Consider the following 17,243-nt stretch of genomic DNA (forward strand, 5'->3'; position numbering starts at 1 on the left):
GGGAAGACGCAAATATCTACGATACGGCAAAACCAATTACGTGTCTACCCCACAACCGGACTTATTGCAAGCACTGATTTTTTGATACCGGAAGCGGCATCAGAGCCGGAGCGTAACGTCCTCAGCCGTGCAGGCCTGGGCGTTTGCGAAGACCGCGTCACGCACACCATCCTTGGAAGCCTGCTCGGGATCGCCGCCGCTTTTCGCGGCCGTGGAGTGGTCGAGCGCAAGGACGCTGAGCGATGTAAACAGTCCCACCAGGTTCCCCGACACCGTGTCCTTGGCGTCCTGCGCGGCAAAGTAGATGTCCTCGTAGGCGTTGGAATCGTCCTGGATGGCCTTGTAGTCGGCATAGAGCGAGTTGAACGTCTCGCAAGCTCCCTTAACACCACCGGCCTGGGGCGCTGCCGACGGACTGGAAGAGCGCGACGGCGACGCGGTGGAAGGTGCCGACGTGGACGCAGTGGGGGCTGCTGTGGATGAAGTGCTGTCCGGCGCAGGAGTGGCAACGCTGCAGGCGGTGAGTCCGGCGAGGCTGGCCATGGCTGCCGCGGCGAGGATTTTCTTCAAGATGCTGCTGCTCCCTGTTTTGCGTTGCTCTGATGTTTTGCGTTGCTCTGTTGCTTTCGTCTTCGCCGTCCACCCTACGCACCACCGCGACCTCGCGCACAACCGGCGGATGGGTAGTTCTCCCCTGGTGGCCACGGCCGGCACGATTGGAATCATCGGCACCCCTGCGGCGTTTGGATAAATAGGTGACAAGCCTCACGGTAGCCTTGGAAGTACATCGATTCAGAGCGGAAGAGATCACAATGGGCAACTCCAACGACAACACTGACGTGGTCATCCTGGCCGGTGCGCGCACGCCGCAGGGCCGGCTCAACGGGCAGCTGGCGAGCTTCACCGCCGTCGAACTGGGAGCGCACGCGATCAGGTCCGCGATTGCAGCGAGCGGCGTGGACGCCGGCCAGGTGGACGCCGTCATCATGGGCCAGGTACTGCAGGCCGGCGCCGGGCAGAACCCCGCACGCCAGAGCGCTATCGGAGCGGGAATCGGCTGGAACGTTCCGACCGTCACCATCAACAAGGTGTGCCTGTCCGGGCTGACCGCGGTGATCGACGCCGCCAGGATGATCCGCAGCGGCGACGCCACCGTCGTGGTGGCCGGCGGCCAGGAATCCATGACCCGTGCGCCTCACCTGCTGCCGGGTTCCCGCCAGGGCTGGACCTATGGCGCCATCCAGGCGCTGGACGTTGCGGCGCACGACGGCCTCACGGATGCATTCGACGGCCAGTCCATGGGCCTGTCCACCGAAACCAAGAACCTGACCCTGGGCATTGACCGGATCTCGCAGGACAACGTGGCCGCCCAATCGCACCAGCGTGCGGCGCTGGCGGCGAAGAACGGCGTCTTCGACGACGAGATCGCACCCATCAGCGTCAAGCAGCGCAAGGGAGATCCCATCGTTGTCTCCACGGATGAAGGGGTACGGCCCAACACGTCCATCGAGTCCCTGGCCGGGCTGCGGGCAGCCTTTGTCAGCGACGGAACCATCACCGCCGGCAACTCCTCTCCCCTGTCCGACGGCGCCTCCGCACTGGTGCTGGCATCGCGCCGTTTCGCGGAGGAGAACGGCCTGGAATACCTGGCTGTGGTGGGGAAGCCCGGACAGGTTGCCGGTCCGGACAATTCCCTGCATTCGCAGCCGTCCCACGCCATCATGAACGCACTGCAGCGGGCGGAATGGAGCACCGCCGACCTGGACTTCATCGAAATTAACGAAGCGTTCGGTTCGGTCGCGGTGCAGTCGCTGAAAGACCTGGACTACCCGCTGGAGAAGTGCAACATCCACGGCGGCGCCATTGCCCTGGGCCACCCGATCGGGGCTTCCGGTGCGCGGTTGGCGCTGCACGCGGCCCATGAACTCAAACGGCGGGGCAGCGGCAAGGCCGCGGTCTCCCTGTGCGGCGGCGGCGGTCAGGGCGAAGCGCTCCTGCTGTACCGGGACTGATGGCGGGCACGGACTGATGGCGGGGCAGGCGGACAACGGGAGCGCCGCCGTCGGACGTCAGCGCTTCCTTGCTGACGCCGCCGCGCGCGGCTTGGACGTGCAGCTGGTGGAGCGGTTGGCCGCGCGGAGCCTCGAGGAGGCTGCCGGGATCCTGGGCATCACGCCCGCGGACATCGTGAAGTCCCTGGTGGTCAAGCACAAGGACGGGACGTTCCTGTTCGCGCTGATTCCGGGCGACCGGCAGATCTCCTGGCCAAAACTGCGGACCCTGGTGGGCGTCAACAAACTCTCGTTGCCGCCCGCGGACGTGGCGCTTGGTGCGACCGGCTACGAACGCGGGACCATCACCCCGCTCGGCAGCACCACCGCCTGGCCGGTGTACGCGGACGCCACCATTGCCGGCCGCCGGATCTCCATGGGCGCCGGCGAACACGGCTACAGCGCGTTTGTGGACGCCGATGCGCTCACCGCAGCACTGGGCGCCGTCGTCGCCGATATCTCCGAACCGAGCTAGCAACGCGGGGTCACTCACGGCCCAATAGTGGGCACTTCAGGGGCATTATGTGACCCCGCGTTGGGTTAAATGCAGGAAAACCCCGCCCACCGAAGTGGACGGGGTTTTCCGTGAAGCGGCGTGAGTTACTTGAGGGTAACGGTTGCGCCGGCAGCCTGGAGCTGCTCCACTGCCTTCTCGGCAGCTTCCTTCGTGACGCCTTCGAGAACAGCCTTCGGAGCGCTGTCAACAACGTCCTTAGCTTCCTTCAGACCCAGGGAAGTGATTGCGCGAACTTCCTTGATCACTGCGATCTTCTTTTCGCCAGCTGATTCGAGGATAACGTCGAATTCAGTCTGCTCTTCAGCTTCTTCAGCTGCGCCGCCACCGGCGGGGCCAGCAACAGCAACTGCAGCTGCAGTAACTTCGAAGGTCTCTTCGAAGAGCTTGACGAACTCGGAGAGCTCGATGATGGTCAGTTCCTTGAAAGCTTCAATGAGCTCTTCGTTGGTGAGCTTCGCCATGGTGTGGCGTCCTTCCTATAGGTGGTGCTTGGCGGCCTGGGCCATTGCCTTCACACCGGAGTCTGGTGGGTGAAGAGAAACTAGTTCTCTTCGGCAGCGGGTGCTTCAGCCGAGGCTTCTGCAACTGCTTCGGGGGCTTCGTCTGCGGCCGGAGCTTCTTCAGCGGCGGGAGCCTCGGCAGCTGCCGGTGCACCGTTCTCTTCTTCAAGCTTGAGGCGCAGTGCGTCAATCGTGCGTGCAGCGGCGGCAGCAGGAGCCTTGAGGATGCCTGCAACCATGGCGAGCTGCCGCTCGCGGGACTCGAGCGCTGCCAGTGCAGAAACTTCGCTGGCGGTCAGTGCCTTGCCCTCGAAGTAACCGGTCTTGATGACCAGCTGCTTGTTGGCCTTGGCAAAATCCGTCAGGCTCTTGGCAGCTGCAACTGCGTCACCCTTGATGAACGCGATTGCAGTGGGGCCGGAGAGCTGGTCGTTGAATGCTTCGACACCAGCTTCCTTGGCTGCAATTGCGGTCAGGGTGTTCTTGACGACCGAGAACTTGGTGTCCTGGCCGAGAGAAACACGCAGCTGCTTGAGCTGTGCAACGGTGAGCCCACGGTATTCGGTCAGGACAGCGGCGTTCGATTCCTTGAAATCGTTAGTGATCTCAGCTACTGCTGAAACCTTTGTAGGCGTTGCCATAACCCTCCTTCCGGGGATAGTGCCGGTATGCGACGGTCCCCGCTCAGATGAGCTAAAACAAAAAAACGCCCCGCGCAGATGCACGGGGCTTGGCTCAACACGGTTTTCACTGTGGAGCGTTGCTTCGTTCACCTGCGCCGGCCGCCCTATGTTCAGGGTCCTTCGTCCAGAAATACATTTGGCCTCCCGCACACAACTGCAGAGTTGAGCTGCGTTCAGGAGAATGGATTTCCAACAACCGACGGTCTTTGGTAGTTCAAGCTTACGGGACGGGCCGCCGGACCACCAAATCGGCCTCAGCTCTTGCTGGTCCCCAGGTGTGGGAGCTCTTTCTGCCAGATGCCGGTCACGCCGGCCGTGGTGAAGCCAAGCTGCTGGTTGACCGTCAGCAGATACCTGTTCTCCGGCGCGTTCCAGGTGTAGATCACCCGGGCGTCGGGGAACTGCTCGGTGAGCCGCTCCATGTTGGCCACCTTGATCAGCAGCCCCAGCTTGTTCCCGCGGTGCTCCTGCAGGACCAGGGTGTCGTCCTGGAACACCACATCGGGCCGGTGCGCAAGGACGCTGATGGTGGTCAGGCCCACCAGTGCCCCGGTGGCCAGATGCTCGACGGCGGTGACCACCGTCCGCCTCCCCTGCGCGATGGTGACCTCTTCCGCCTCGCGGAGGATGCCGCCGTCGAACACCATGTCCTGCTCAACGGGAGTCTCCAGGGAAGGGTCGACGTCGGCGCCCGCCTGGTTTTCGAGCACGGCCACGGCTTCCAGCCACTCATCCGGGCAGCGGTCCGTCCAGTGATGAAGCCGGTACCGCCCGTTGTTGGCTTCATCGGCCTCGGCCTGGAGATCGGCCACGAGTTTGGTGTCCAGGGGCAGTGCACAGGCGCTGAACTGTTCGATGTGCTGCAGTGTGTAGCCCGTCCGGCGCGCGAATTCGACTTCCCGACTGTCCAGCGGCACAAAGCCCTGCCCGGAACCCGGCACCAGCTGGGCCGCCTCGAACTCGTGCAGGGACGCGCCGGGATGGTTGGTGTCAACGAGGATCAGCGTGCGGCCCTCGCTGCGTGCCAGGTGTTCTGCCGCGAGCAGCAGCTTGCGGCCTACCCCCTGGCGCTGGAATTCCGGCAGGATGTCCAGCGTGAACTCCGCCATGTCCAGGTTGTCAGTCAGCGGCAGTGCAATGTCCACCGTGCCGATGATCTGGTCCCCGGCCTTGGCCACCAGGATGATCTGGCGCTCATAGGGATCGGCCAGCTCAAGGAGCTTCTCCAGCGGCGTGTACGCGAGGTCATCACTGCCCCAGGTCTGCATCCGGACTTTGCGGCCCACCTCCACGGCAGCCAGAAAATCCACTGCGTCGGGTGCGTCCACGGTATCCGGGATCCACAACTGCTCGATCCGTACGTCTTCTGCCATCAGGTGCGTCATCCCAGCCGTTTCTGCCATTCGCCCTCATAACCAGCAGGTTTGAATCCAAGCAAATTATTTATCGCCAGCATATGCCGGTTTTCCACGGCGTTCCATGTCAGCACCGATCGTGCCGCGGGCCACCGATGCTGGGCCGCCCGGAGGTTCGCCGTCTTGATCAGCAATCCCAGCCTCTTGCCGCGGTGCTCGGACGAGACCAGCGTGTCCTGCTGGGCAATGCTCGCAGGAATTCCCGGCCGCCAGTTCAGGACCGTGTAGGCCACAAGCTTGCCGGTAGGCCTGTGCAGCGCCGCTGCGACCTGGCTCTGCACGCCGCCGCGGCTGCTCGACTGTTCCTCCTGCCGGACCCTGGCTGGGTCCCAGTCCTCGGCTTCCCAGTCCAGGCCGGCAATAGGGACATCTGTGCTCATCCGGTTCTTGAGGACTGCGTATTCAGCCACGAGTTCGTCAGGACACGTATCAGACCAGCCCACCAGGGTGTAGCCGGTTGCCCGTGAAGAGGCCTCCATCTCTAGGGCGTCGAGTTGACTCGCCGGTACCGGCAGGGCGAGCCGGCTGGCCCTCTCCACCTGCTCAAGTTCGTAGCCCGCAGAGGCTGCAAAGGCCACGGCAGGGTCATCTGCGGGGAGCCCGCCCGCGCCGGATTTGGCGGGGATCAACCGGGCCGCGTTCTCCACCGGCCCGGCGGGCAGCTCACAGTAGGCGTCCAAGGAAGTGCGTCCGCTGTCCGCGGCCACAGCCTCGGCGTGCTCCAGCAGCCGGCGGCCCCAACCCTGACGCCGGAAGGCTGCCGCCACGTCCACCATGATCCCTGCCGTGGACGTGTTCTCACGCAGGGGCAGGGTTACGGAGCAGGTACCCACGGTTTCCTGGCCCAGCTGTGCTATGAAGAGCCGGCGTTCCTCATACTCATTGCCGCGCCAGTATTCCAGGCTCTCCATGGCCGTGGGGCAGCGGTCCAGGTCGCCCCATTTCTCCAGTTCGTGCTTCTCGCGCAGGGCGTGGCACTCGAAGAAGTCCATCACGCCGCCGGTGCCGCCGGCACTGTGGTCTGTCCCGGCGTCGAGCGCTGAAGGAATCGCGACTGGGGTGATCATCAGCTGCTGACCGGTCATGCCCCATCCTAACCATCCGCGACTATCCGCATGGTTTGGTCGGGGGCGGGCGAAGGCCGTTTGGTCCAGGGTCCTTGGGTATGCAAAAGGACCGTCCGGCGCAGTGCCGGACGGTCCTTTTGTGTGCCGGGATAAACCGGCCGAAGTGCTGTTGAGGACTAGACCTCGGTCAGGACCTTCGTGACGTTGGGGTCGACAGAGATGCCGGGACCGAACGTGGTGGCCACGGTGGCCTTCTGGATGTAGCGGCCCTTGGAAGCGGACGGCTTCAGACGAAGCACCTCTTCCAGTGCTGCTGCGTAGTTCTCGGCCAGCTTGAGGGCGTCGAAGGAAACCTTGCCGATGATGAAGTGCAGGTTCGAGTGCTTGTCGACGCGGAAGTCGATCTTGCCACCCTTGATGTCGTTGACAGCCTTGGCGACGTCTGCGGTCACGGTGCCCGTCTTCGGGTTCGGCATCAGGTTACGGGGACCCAGGACCTTACCAAGACGGCCAACCTTGCCCATGAGGTCAGGGGTGGCCACGGCTGCGTCGAAGTCGGTCCAGCCGGCTGCGATCTTTTCGATCAGGTCATCGGAACCAACGAAGTCGGCACCGGCAGCGATTGCTGCCTCAGCCTTGTCGCCCGTTGCGAAGACCAGGACGCGGGAGACCTTACCGGTGCCGTGGGGCAGGATAACGGTGCCGCGGACCATCTGGTCAGCCTTGCGAGGGTCAACGCCCAGGCGGAAGGCAACCTCAACGGTGGCGTCGAACTTGGACGGGTTGGTGTCCTTGGCGAGCGTTACTGCCTCGAACGGCGCGTAGAACTTCTCCGCGTCGATCTTGGCGGCTGCTGCCTCATATGCTTTGCTGCGCTTTGCCATGCTGCTTATTTCTCCTTGTGCAGTTGTGGTCTGCGGACCGCGCTGGGCCCTGCCACAGCCGAGGATCCTGCATGGATCCTGCGGCATTACGGTTTGTGCCGGTTGTCCGGCAGTGGTGCCGGTTTCCCGACGGTGAAGGCTATTAGCCTTCTACGGTGATACCCATGGAGCGGGCGGTACCGGCGATGATCTTCGCTGCGCCTTCGAGGCTGGTGGCGTTGAGATCTTCCATCTTGGTGGTGGCGATCTCGTTGACCTGGGCCTTAGTCAGCTTGGCAACCTTGACGGTGTGCGGGGTGGGTGAACCCTTGGCAACGCCTGCAGCCTTCTTGATGAGCTCTGCAGCCGGCGGGGTCTTGGTGATGAACGTGAAGGAACGGTCTTCGTAGACCGTGATTTCCACGGGGATAACGTTTCCGCGCTGGGCTTCTGTTGCAGCGTTGTACGCCTTGCAGAATTCCATGATGTTGACACCGTGCTGGCCAAGCGCAGGACCGATCGGCGGTGCCGGGTTAGCGGCGCCTGCCTGGATCTGCAGCTTGATGAGGCCGGTGACCTTCTTCTTGGGAGCCAATGTAAGGTCCTTCTCTCAATATCTTCCTGGGACACAGGAGCGTGCCTCAGGTTGTTGGCCGCCATGGCGAGGCGACCGGCCGTTCCGGGGCTGCTAAGCGGGCAGTCCGGAACGAATTCTGTGCGGTTTATTAGATCTTGCTGACCTGGTTGAATGCCAGCGTGACCGGGGTTTCGCGTTCGAAGATCGACACGAGCACCACGAGGGTCTGGGATTCCACCTTGATCTCGGAGATCGTGGCGGGAAGGGTCTCGAACGGACCTTCCTTGACGATGACCGATTCGCCGACCTCGAAGTCGACGTCGATCTGGGCGGCAGCGTGCTTGACGGGCTTGCCCTTTTCGGCCTGCTCTTCTTCGAAGACCGGCGCGAGCATGGAGAAGACTTCGTCGAGTCGCAGCGGCACCGGGTTGTGGGCGTTGCCCACGAAGCCGGTAACACCGGGAGTGTGGCGGACGGCGCCCCAGGAAGCATCCGTCAGGTCCATGCGGACCAGGACGTAGCCGGGGATCCGGACGCGGTTGATGACCTTGCGCTGAGCGTTCTTGATCTCAACGACCTCTTCCATGGGCACCTGGATTTCGAAGATGTAATCTTCCATGTCCAGGGTCTGGATGCGGGTCTCAAGGTTGGCCTTGACGCGGTTTTCGTAGCCGGCGTAGGAGTGGATGACGTACCAGTCACCCTCCTGGCGGCGCAGCTTGGCTTTGAATTCGTCGGCGGGGTCAACCTCGGCCTTGGCGGCCGCGGCGGCCAGGGCGTCTGCATCAGCGTCGTCGCCCTCTGAGTCGTCCTCAGCAGGTTCGCCTTCTACGGCGTCACCCTCTGAATCGGCATCCTCTGAATCGTCTGAATCGTCGGCGGAATCGGCGTCGGCGGATTCGGGCGCAGCGGACTCAACCTCGGACTCTTCACCGGCTTCAGCCGTGGGGGCCGCCGTGTTGTCCGTGGACTCTTCCAGCTCAGTCTCGGTTACCTCGAGCTCCTGCTCAGACACTTGGTCTCCTGCTTCCTCATTGCCTAACATGCCTATTTAAATGGCTCAATTCCGCACACCGCGTGGATTCTTCCGGTTTACCCGGACAAGGCCACGCGGCCTGCGGACGATATGCCTTAGCGGTCCCCGGGAGCTATCCCGCCGAAGACCCAGCTGACCGCGGTTCCAAAACCGATGTCCAGCAGGCTGACGATCACCATCATGATGGCCACGAACACCAGCACCACGAGCGTGTAGTTGATCAGTTCCTTGCGGGTTGGTGCAACAACCTTCTTCAGTTCGCCGATGACCTGGCGAATGAAGAGTGCAATTCGAGCGAAGAAGTTTGCCTTGGCGTCCTTCTTAGCTGGGCGGCCCTTGGAGCTGCTGGCAGCTGTTTCGGTCACCTGGTCCTCGCTCATCTTTGCAATGTTGGATTACCCGGTCCTGATCAGAACCATGGTTGCTGCGCTTGCTCCGGCATTCCGCCGGAACAGCTTGCGCAGGGCAGACAGGACTCGAACCTGCAACCTGCGGTTTTGGAGACCGCTGCGCTACCAATTGCGCCACTACCCTATGGATCGAAAACAGCATCATGACAAAACTTCCGCAGTTTGCACTGGGGCGCACGTCATCATCCGTGTTTTCAACACCGGAGAACCAGTCTACGCAACAACTTCGTCTACGTCGAACCAGCCTCATTCCGGACCGTCCAATCCGCCCTGGTGGGTGACTTGACCTGCAGTCATATCCACGCCGGCAGCCCGAACGATCCGCTGAACAGCATAGAGTAGATCACGTCGAATTCCACCATTCAGCCTCCGGGCTGCAAGCGAAGAACGGACCCTGCCATGTCTGCCGCCCGCGTTTCCAAGCGCATTTCCGCTATTGCCGAATCCGCAACCCTGGCCGTTGATGCCAAGGCCAAGGCGCTGAAGGCAGCTGGCCGGCCCGTTATTGGCTTCGGGGCAGGGGAACCGGACTTCCCCACCCCGGACTACATCGTCAAGGCGTCCATTGAGGCCGCCAGCCAGCCCAAGTACCACCGCTACTCCCCCGCCGCCGGCCTGCCGGAGCTCAAAAAGGCCATCGCCGAGAAGACTCTCCGCGACTCCGGCTACGCCGTGGATCCGTCCCAGGTCCTGGTGACGAACGGCGGCAAGCAGGCCGTGTACAACACCTTCGCCACGCTGGTGGATCCGGGCGACGAAGTGATTGTCCCCACGCCGTTCTGGACCACCTACCCGGAGGCCATCAGGCTCGCCGGCGGTGTCCCCGTTGAGGTGTTCGCCGGGCCTGAGCAGGACTACCTGGTCACCGTTGAGCAGCTTGAGGCCGCAGTGACGGACAGGAGCAAGATCCTGCTGTTTGTCTCGCCGTCCAACCCCACAGGCTCCGTCTACAGCCCCGAGCAGGTCGCCGAAATCGGCAAGTGGGCCGCCGCCAAGGGGCTCTGGGTGGTCACCGACGAGATCTACGAGCACCTGACGTACGACGGCGTCCCGTTCACCTCCATCGCGACGGCGGCCCCGGAACTCGGCGACAAAGTGGTCATCCTCAACGGCGTCGCCAAGACCTATGCGATGACCGGCTGGCGGGTCGGCTGGATGATCGGCCCGGCCGACGTCATCAAGGCTGCCACCAACCTGCAGTCACACGCCACCTCCAACGTTTCGAACATCATGCAGATTGCAGCCCTCGCCGCCGTCTCCGGACCGCTGACCGCCGTCGACGAAATGAAGGTGGCGTTTGACCGCCGCCGCAAGGCGATCGTTGCCGGCCTGAACGCGATCGACGGTGTTGAATGCCCGACGCCGAAGGGTGCGTTCTACGTCTACGCGGACGTCCGTGCGCTGCTGGGGAAGGAATTCCCGACGGCGGCAGGCACCGCAACGCCGTCCACCTCCGCCGAACTGGCTGCTTTGATCCTGGATGAGGTTGAAGTAGCGGTGGTGCCGGGCGAGGCGTTCGGCCCCTCAGGCTACCTGCGGCTCTCGTACGCCCTGGGCGACGAGGACCTGGCCACCGGCGTCGCCCGGCTCCAGGACTTCCTGGGCAAGGCCAAGTAGGCACGCTCTCTCACACCCGATGCTCTATCACTTTTGGTCCCCATTCGAGCCTTATGGGGACCAAAAGTGATAGAGCATCTTTGGGTTAGAGGAGGCGGCGTTCGGCGGCCCACTTGGTCAGCTCGTGCCGGCTGGAGAGCTGGAGCTTGCGCAGCACAGCCGACACGTGGGTTTCCACGGTTTTGATGCTGATGAACAGCTCCTTGGCCACCTCCTTGTAGCTGTAGCCCCGGGCGATCAGCCGCATCACTTCAAGCTCGCGCGCGGACAGCCTGTCCAGCTCGTCGTCGGCAATATCGGCCGGAGCGGTGCCGAAGGCGTCCAGCACGAAGCCGGCCAGCCGGGGGGAGAACACAGCGTCGCCGCCGGCGACTCGGAACACGGCGTCGGTGATCTCGGCCCCGGAAATCGTCTTGGTGACATACCCCCGGGCACCGGCTCGGATGACCGACACCACGTCCTCGGCGGCGTCGGAGACGCTCAGGGCCAGGAACTTGGTGGTGGCCAGGAGCGACGCGGAACCCGCGATGACTTCCCGGCCGCCGCCACCCAGACCACCGGGCAGGTGCACGTCCAGGAGCACCACTTCCGGACGCTCCTGCGCGATCACTGCGATGGCCTGCTCAACCGTTGCCGCTTCCCCCACTACCTGGATGCTCTCAGAGAGGTCGGCCTTGAGTCCCGAGCGGAAGATGGCGTGATCGTCCACGATGACCACCCTGACCGGCGTTGCGGGGCGGATGGGCCCGGTCCCCTGGATGCCGGTCCCCTGTACGTTGTTCATGATTTCCCTTCCGCGTTTTCCGGTTGGAGCGCCGGCATTCCCAGCCGCACCTCAGTGCCGTTGGGCGTGCTGGTGATGGAGGCGGACCCGCCGTGGCGTTTCATGCGTCCGATGATCGATTCGCGGACACCGAGACGGTCTTCGGGCACATCCTGCAGGTCAAAGCCCGGCCCCCTGTCCTTGATGAAGATTTCCGTCCGACCATCGGAAACTTCGAGGTAGACAGAGACGGTCCCGCCGCCGTGCCGGGAGGCATTGAGCATCGCCTCACGGCTGGCCTGGACCAGGGCTTCGTGGGATTCGGTCATGGCTGTGTCCCCGACGCTCACCACTTCCACGGCGTTGCCGAGCGAGTCTTCCACTTCGGCACCCACGGCCTTGATGCGGTCCGAAAGCTGGCCCGCCTCCTTACCCGGGTCCTGGAACAGCCAGCTCCTGAGCTCACGTTCCTGCGCCCGGGCGAGCCGGACAACGTCGTGCTCGTTTCCCGCCCGCCGCTGGATCAGGGCGAGGGTCTGGAGGACGGAATCGTGCAGGTGGGCAGCGATCTCGGCCCGCTCCGTTTCACGGATACGGCCCGCCCGCTCAGTTTCCAGGTCCCGCCAGAATTTGAGGGCCCACGGAAGAAGTACCAGCACTACGCCGCCCAGCACCGCCACCGATGCCAGCAGCGCCAGCCAGGTCTGTTCCCAGGATCCGGAACCGGACACCATCACCAGCACGCCGGCAACCACCAGCGCCAGACCGGCGGCCAGGCGCGCCCAGCCGCCTGCCTGATCGGCCTTGGTTTTGTCCACGAGCCCCGCGCGGCGGGTTTCGTCGAGCTGCATCCAGGCGATGGCGGCACCGCCCAGCACGGCAGCCGCGGGGATAAGGGTTTCCAGGGGTACGTCCACGCCCAGGAGCCGGGCAATCATGATCCCCGCCACGAGGAGGAGGCCGGCGCCCAGCAGAATCTCCTTGCCATAGCGCATGCTGCGGACCCGGAACCATGGCGGCCGCACGGCGGCCCCGTAGCTCGACCCGTAGCCGGCGGCGGGCCCGCCGGGGGAAACCCCCGGGGCGTCAGCACCGGCGTCGGGATTTCCCCACCAGGGAGCGGCCGCGGGCGAGCCCTGCGACGGCGCCGCCGAGGGCGGCCCGGCGCGGAATGCCGGGTCAAGGCTGACGGCCGGCGCAATGGGCGACGCCGGACGCCTGGCGTTGCGGCGGGCGCTTTCGTCTGCGGTGGGGACCATGATCCACAGCCACGCGTAGAAGGCCAACCCGGCGCCGCCGGCGAGGGTCGCGAGCGCCATGCCGATCCGCACGCTTTTCACCGGCCAGCCCAGATGCGCCGCGAGGCCGGCACAGACGCCCGCGATGACGCGGTCGCTGCTGCGGACAAGCGGTGGTCGAGTGAGGGCGGTGGTCATGTGTCAATCCAAGCACGGATCAGGGTTCCCCGGACCAGATTCCGGCCTGAACCGGGGGTAACTCAGGGGCGAGTCAGGGTGTTCCCCAGTAGAGCTGCGCCGCCCCGGACGGCAGGATCGAAGTATGAACTCCCAGACCCCCACCCCCGATGACGGCCAGCCCACGGAACCGCTCCCCCCAAGCGACCCGGACCAGCCAACCGCACCCCTGCTGCCACCCCCGGCTGCTTCGCAGGACACACCCCCGACCGCCGGTCCCAATCCCGGCCCCAATGCCGGCCCCAATGCCGGCCCGTATGCCGGACCTTACTCAGGCCCGTATTCCGGCCCGTCCGCAGGCCCGTACTCCGGCCAGTATGCCAGCGCCAAAGCACCAGGCCAGTCCGGTGACTTCTTCACCTGGGTCCGGAGCCACGGTATACAGCGCGGACGCGACCGGTGGATCGGCGGTGTCTCCAGCGGCATCGCGCACCGGATGGGCATCGATCCGCTGATTGTCCGCGGCATCTTCATTGTCCTCACCCTCTTCGCCGGAATCGGCGTCCTGCTCTACGGCCTGGCCTGGGCATTCCTTCCCGAACCCGACGGGCGCATCCACGTCCAGGAAGCCGGCGCCGGCCGCTGGTCCAGCGGCATGACAGGCGCCCTGATCACCACCGTGGTGGGGCTCACCGGGCTGGGCGGCGGGTTCTGGGGCTGGAGCCGCAACGGCTTCGGCGGATTCCTCTGGACCGTCTTCTGGGTGGGCGGCGCCATCTACTTCATCTACTACCTGGCCCAACGCAACAAGGCCCGGAATGGAGCTCCCATGAACGCCGCACCGCAGCCGGCCGGCGCAAACTCCGGTTACCCGGCCGACCCCACCGCCCCCTATGCCGCGCCGTTTGCGGCCACGGATTCGGCCTCTACCCGCACGTCGAGCACGTCCGGCGCGTCCGGCGCGTCCGGCGCGTCCGGCAGCGCACCTTACCTTCCGGTCCCGCCGTCGAGCGTCAACCCGCCCTATGGCGGCGACACTTACGGCGGCGGCAGCTACGGTGGGGGCGGCAGCGACGGCGGTGCCTACGGCGGCTACCAGCCTCCACAGGGCCCGGCACGCGTACCCAAGGTCCGCCCCTCCGGCCCCGGCGCCCCGGCAGTAGCCATAACCGCCGGAACAGCGCTCCTGGTCGGTGGCGGGCTCAAAGCCCTGGACGCCGGCAACGTGATCAACCTCGGCGACGCCGCCAACGCGATCGTCTGGGCCAGCGGTGCAGCCGTCCTGGGCCTGGGCATCCTGATCGCTGGCCTGCGCGGCAGGACGTCCGGAATCCTCGGTTTCTTCGCCGTTGTTGCTCTGGTGATTGGCGGCATCTTCAACGTTGTGGGCAACGGCGACAGGGTCCGCTTCACCCAGGTCGACTGGGCGCCGGCGAGCCAGCAGCAGGCGGCCGATGGCTTCAGCGTCACCGGCGGCCGGGGAACCGTTGACCTCACACAATTGGCCGCGCAAGCCCCGCTGGACTCAGAAGTCGTGGTTCCACTGGACATCACGGCAAGCAACGTCACTGTGATCCTCCCCAACAACATTCCCGTGGACGTGAGGGCAGACATGACGCTGGGGAACCTCAACCAAGGCACCAACCACAGGGGCGGCATTACCTCCCAGGAAACCAGCTACAACACCGACAAGCCAGGTGGCCACCTGATCATCCGGATCGACGGCACCCTCAGCAACGTCACCATCAGGGAAGGAAACTGACATGAGCAGCTTTGATCCGGCACCGGATTCGTCTACCCCGCAAACCCCGACGACGGTGCACACCGACGCGGCCGGACCCACACGCACACGGGTGGGAACGGTAGTCTGGGGCCTCATCGTGATGGCGCTGGCCGCCCTGATCATCATCGCCCAGCTGGGCATCGTAACCCTGAACGGCACCTACGTACTGATCGGCCTGATGATAGGCGCCGGCGCCGCGCTGGTGATCGGCGGGCTGCTTTCGGCCCGAAAGCGTGACAATGAACCCACAACAGGGAAGTCTTGAACCATGGACAAGTTCTTCAGCATCGTCAGGGGCTTCGGCCTGAAACGTGGACCCCAACGCTGGCTGGGAGGTGTGTGCGGCGGCATTGCAGCAAAGCTCAACGTGGATGTGGCATTCGTCCGGATCGCTTTCCTGGTCTTCTGCCTCCTCCCCGGTCCCGCCGTCGTCCTCTACATTGCAGCGTGGCTGGTCCTTCCTGACCAGCAGGACTCCATCCCGCTGCAGAACTTCCTGGACCGCCGCTCCATCAGCTGACCTCAGGCAGGAACCGCAAGGCCCCCGCTCCCCGGACAACCCTTCCCGGAGCGGGGGCCTTTCTGCTGTCCTTGTCCACCGGCCGGTGGACAACGGATTCAACCGGCCGGGCCTGTTGACCGGCACCCCGGGACTGCAACGCTGGAAGCATGAACACTTCCCTCATCCCCGGGCAGCGGCAATCCCCTGATGCCATCACCGTGCGCGGCCTCAACAAAACGTACGGCCTGCCCAAAGGCGGGACCCTCACGGCCGTGGACCAGCTGGACCTCACCATCCATGCCGGAGAGACCTATGCCCTGCTGGGCCCCAACGGCGCCGGCAAATCCACCACCATCGAGATACTGGAAGGCCACCGGAAACCTGACAGCGGCGAAGTCATGGTTTTGGGAACGCGCCCCTGGAAGGCGGCCCCGTCCTTCCGCGCCCGGATCGGCATTGTGCTCCAGGAGGCCACAGACTCCGGGGAACTCAGGGTTTCCGAGGCCCTGCGGTCACTGGCTTCCTGTTTCCCAACGCCCCGGCCGGTGGACGAGGTCATTGAGGCCGTGGGACTCGGCGGCAAGGGCGGCGTCCGGATCTCAACCCTTTCGGGCGGCCAGCGGCGAAGGCTGGACGTGGCGCTGGGCGTCATCGGCAACCCGGAAGTCCTGTTCCTGGACGAACCCACCACAGGATTCGATCCGGAAGCCCGTCGGCAATTCTGGGACCTCATCCGCCATCTGAGCAGCGGCGGCACCACCATTGTCCTCACCACGCATTACCTGGACGAGGCCGAGCAGCTGGCGGACCGGATCGGCGTCATCAACCACGGGCGTCTGATCGCCGAAGGCAGCCCGCAGGAGATCGGAGGCCCGGGCCTCCGGGTTCCCCGAGTCCGGTGGCGGGATGCTTCCGGCCTTCGCGAAGTGGTGACCGAGCAGCCGGCTTCCCTGGTCGCGTCGCTGTCCGACGGCGGCGCGTTAGAGCCGGCGGAGCTCGCCGTCGTCCGTCCCAGCCTTGAGGACATTTACCTCCAGCTGATCGGTGCCGCCGACGGCGCCCAGCCCTCTGCCGAACCATCCGCCGCACGATCTACGGAAGCATCGTCCGTTTCAGGAGCCCTCCGATGAACACAGCAGTCCCCGCATCCGTCTCCCCCACCATCGGCCGGCCGGCCTGGCGCCCATCAGTCCTGCGCCTGGGACTTGGCCGGGTCCTGCTGGAGATCAAACTATTTAACCGTGACGTGCTATCTCTGGTCCTGGTTCTCTTCTTCCCGATCCTCATGATGTCCCTGTTTGGAACAGTTTTCGGTGATGAGCCGGTCTTCGGGGCCGGCCCGGACGGGCAGGGCGGCATCACCCCGGCGCACTACTATCTGCCCGGAATGCTTGCGCTGAGCACCATCCTGAGCGGGTTCCAGAACCTCAGCAGCTACGTGGCCACCGAGCGTTTCAACGGCACGGTGAAGCGGCTGGCCGGTACGCCATTGCCCGCAGCGTCGTACTTCATCGGGAAAACAGGCCAGACGCTCTACTTGATCGTGGCCCAGACTGTTCTCCTGCTGTTCGCGGCGGCCGTCCTGTTCGACGTCCCGCTGCCCCGGGACGCCGCGCAGTGGGGCCTGGCGGCGCTGCTGATGATCCTGGCCACGGCAGCCTGGGCCACCGTGGCCATCGCGTTCACGGCCTTGCCCAAGTCGGCACAAAGCGCGTCCACCCTGGCCGTCCTGCCCGTACTGCTCCTGTCCTTCACGTCGGGCGTGTACTTCCCGTTCTCCCAGCTTCCGGACTGGCTGCAGTCCGTGACCAATTTCTTCCCGCTGCGCTGGACGGCGAGCGCCTTCAGGTCTGTTTTCCTTCCTGCCGGCTTTGAAGCCGTGGAGCCCGGCGGCACGTACAACCTGCCGCTGACGTTTCTGGTCCTGGGCATCTGGGTGGCCGCGGGTGCCGTGCTTGCCCGGTTGGCGTTCAAGTGGCCGCCGCAGAAGTAGCCGGTGCCGGGCCTCACCAATCGTTGATCTTGGTGGCTCGGCGGCGCGCGG

General features: G+C 64.7%; 19 protein-coding genes and 1 tRNA gene. 8 read left to right on the forward strand and 12 right to left on the reverse strand.

The window, feature by feature from the left end:
• Window positions 1–99: 99 nt before the first annotated feature.
• Window positions 100–570 (reverse strand): hypothetical protein, encoded by a 471-nt coding sequence (locus tag NIBR502772_RS18225; protein WP_141141215.1) that lies wholly within the window; start codon window positions 568–570, stop codon window positions 100–102.
• 242 nt (window positions 571–812) lie between these two features.
• On the opposite strand from NIBR502772_RS18225, the gene NIBR502772_RS18230 reads away from it, so the two are divergent.
• Complete coding sequence (locus NIBR502772_RS18230) at window positions 813–2,012, forward strand: acetyl-CoA C-acetyltransferase (RefSeq protein WP_141141216.1); 1,200 nt, start codon at window positions 813–815, stop codon at window positions 2,010–2,012.
• A 16-nt stretch (window positions 2,013–2,028) separates the two neighbouring features.
• Window positions 2,029–2,526 (forward strand): aminoacyl-tRNA deacylase, encoded by a 498-nt coding sequence (locus NIBR502772_RS18235; protein ID WP_104062636.1) that lies wholly within the window; start codon window positions 2,029–2,031, stop codon window positions 2,524–2,526.
• Window positions 2,527–2,651: 125 nt separating this feature from the next.
• Here NIBR502772_RS18235 and rplL read toward each other — a convergent pair whose 3' ends face one another.
• From rplL to NIBR502772_RS18280, 9 genes are all read right to left on the reverse strand, one after another.
• Window positions 2,652–3,029, reverse strand: a complete 378-nt coding sequence (rplL, locus tag NIBR502772_RS18240; RefSeq protein WP_056344416.1) for a 50S ribosomal protein L7/L12 — start codon at window positions 3,027–3,029, stop codon at window positions 2,652–2,654.
• Window positions 3,030–3,109: 80 nt separating this feature from the next.
• Window positions 3,110–3,709, reverse strand: coding sequence for a 50S ribosomal protein L10 (gene rplJ, locus NIBR502772_RS18245; RefSeq protein WP_141141217.1), 600 nt, complete (start codon window positions 3,707–3,709; stop codon window positions 3,110–3,112).
• Window positions 3,710–4,005: 296 nt separating this feature from the next.
• The gene (locus tag NIBR502772_RS18250) at window positions 4,006–5,124 is read right to left on the reverse strand and encodes a GNAT family N-acetyltransferase (RefSeq protein WP_141142151.1); all 1,119 of its coding nucleotides are present in this window, start codon (window positions 5,122–5,124) and stop codon (window positions 4,006–4,008) included.
• A gap of 8 nt (window positions 5,125–5,132) precedes the next feature.
• Window positions 5,133–6,251, reverse strand: a complete 1,119-nt coding sequence (locus tag NIBR502772_RS18255; RefSeq protein ID WP_141141218.1) for a GNAT family N-acetyltransferase — start codon at window positions 6,249–6,251, stop codon at window positions 5,133–5,135.
• A gap of 158 nt (window positions 6,252–6,409) precedes the next feature.
• A complete protein-coding gene (gene rplA / locus NIBR502772_RS18260; protein ID WP_104061918.1) occupies window positions 6,410–7,117 on the reverse strand; it encodes a 50S ribosomal protein L1 in 708 nt (235 codons plus the stop codon).
• Window positions 7,118–7,259: 142 nt separating this feature from the next.
• Window positions 7,260–7,691 carry a 50S ribosomal protein L11 gene (gene rplK, locus NIBR502772_RS18265; protein WP_141141219.1) on the reverse strand — a complete coding sequence of 144 codons (432 nt, stop codon included), beginning with the start codon at window positions 7,689–7,691 and terminating at the stop codon, window positions 7,260–7,262.
• Between the two features lie 130 nt (window positions 7,692–7,821).
• Entirely contained in the window at window positions 7,822–8,688 is an 867-nt protein-coding gene (gene nusG, locus NIBR502772_RS18270) for a transcription termination/antitermination protein NusG (RefSeq protein WP_141141220.1), read from the reverse strand.
• A gap of 116 nt (window positions 8,689–8,804) precedes the next feature.
• On the reverse strand, window positions 8,805–9,089 hold the full coding sequence (gene secE / locus NIBR502772_RS18275; RefSeq protein WP_056344431.1) for a preprotein translocase subunit SecE: 285 nt from the start codon (window positions 9,087–9,089) through the stop codon (window positions 8,805–8,807).
• Window positions 9,090–9,170: 81 nt separating this feature from the next.
• Window positions 9,171–9,243: transfer RNA gene (locus NIBR502772_RS18280), tRNA-Trp, on the reverse strand.
• Window positions 9,244–9,518: 275 nt separating this feature from the next.
• Between NIBR502772_RS18280 and NIBR502772_RS18285 the strand changes: the two genes are divergently transcribed.
• Window positions 9,519–10,736, forward strand: coding sequence for a pyridoxal phosphate-dependent aminotransferase (locus NIBR502772_RS18285; protein ID WP_141141221.1), 1,218 nt, complete (start codon window positions 9,519–9,521; stop codon window positions 10,734–10,736).
• Window positions 10,737–10,821: 85 nt separating this feature from the next.
• Here the strand turns inward: NIBR502772_RS18285 and NIBR502772_RS18290 are convergent, their stop codons facing one another.
• A complete protein-coding gene (locus tag NIBR502772_RS18290) occupies window positions 10,822–11,520 on the reverse strand; it encodes a response regulator transcription factor (protein ID WP_210412321.1) in 699 nt (232 codons plus the stop codon).
• Complete coding sequence (locus tag NIBR502772_RS18295) at window positions 11,517–12,935, reverse strand: ATP-binding protein (RefSeq protein ID WP_141141222.1); 1,419 nt, start codon at window positions 12,933–12,935, stop codon at window positions 11,517–11,519. Before NIBR502772_RS18295 ends, NIBR502772_RS18290 begins: the two co-directional genes overlap by 4 nt.
• A gap of 124 nt (window positions 12,936–13,059) precedes the next feature.
• On the opposite strand from NIBR502772_RS18295, the gene NIBR502772_RS18300 reads away from it, so the two are divergent.
• From NIBR502772_RS18300 to NIBR502772_RS18320, 5 genes are all read left to right on the forward strand, one after another.
• Entirely contained in the window at window positions 13,060–14,676 is a 1,617-nt protein-coding gene (locus tag NIBR502772_RS18300) for a PspC domain-containing protein (RefSeq protein ID WP_141141223.1), read from the forward strand.
• A gap of 1 nt (window position 14,677) precedes the next feature.
• Window positions 14,678–14,962, forward strand: coding sequence for a hypothetical protein (locus NIBR502772_RS18305; protein WP_104061912.1), 285 nt, complete (start codon window positions 14,678–14,680; stop codon window positions 14,960–14,962).
• A gap of 3 nt (window positions 14,963–14,965) precedes the next feature.
• A complete protein-coding gene (locus NIBR502772_RS18310; protein WP_104061911.1) occupies window positions 14,966–15,217 on the forward strand; it encodes a PspC domain-containing protein in 252 nt (83 codons plus the stop codon).
• 149 nt (window positions 15,218–15,366) lie between these two features.
• The gene (locus NIBR502772_RS18315; RefSeq protein ID WP_141141224.1) at window positions 15,367–16,329 is read left to right on the forward strand and encodes an ABC transporter ATP-binding protein; all 963 of its coding nucleotides are present in this window, start codon (window positions 15,367–15,369) and stop codon (window positions 16,327–16,329) included.
• Entirely contained in the window at window positions 16,326–17,192 is an 867-nt protein-coding gene (locus tag NIBR502772_RS18320; protein WP_141141225.1) for an ABC transporter permease, read from the forward strand. Before NIBR502772_RS18315 ends, NIBR502772_RS18320 begins: the two co-directional genes overlap by 4 nt.
• The last annotated feature ends 51 nt before the right edge of the window (window positions 17,193–17,243 follow it).

Source organism: Pseudarthrobacter sp. NIBRBAC000502772, assembly GCF_006517235.1.
Taxonomy (GTDB): domain Bacteria; phylum Actinomycetota; class Actinomycetes; order Actinomycetales; family Micrococcaceae; genus Arthrobacter.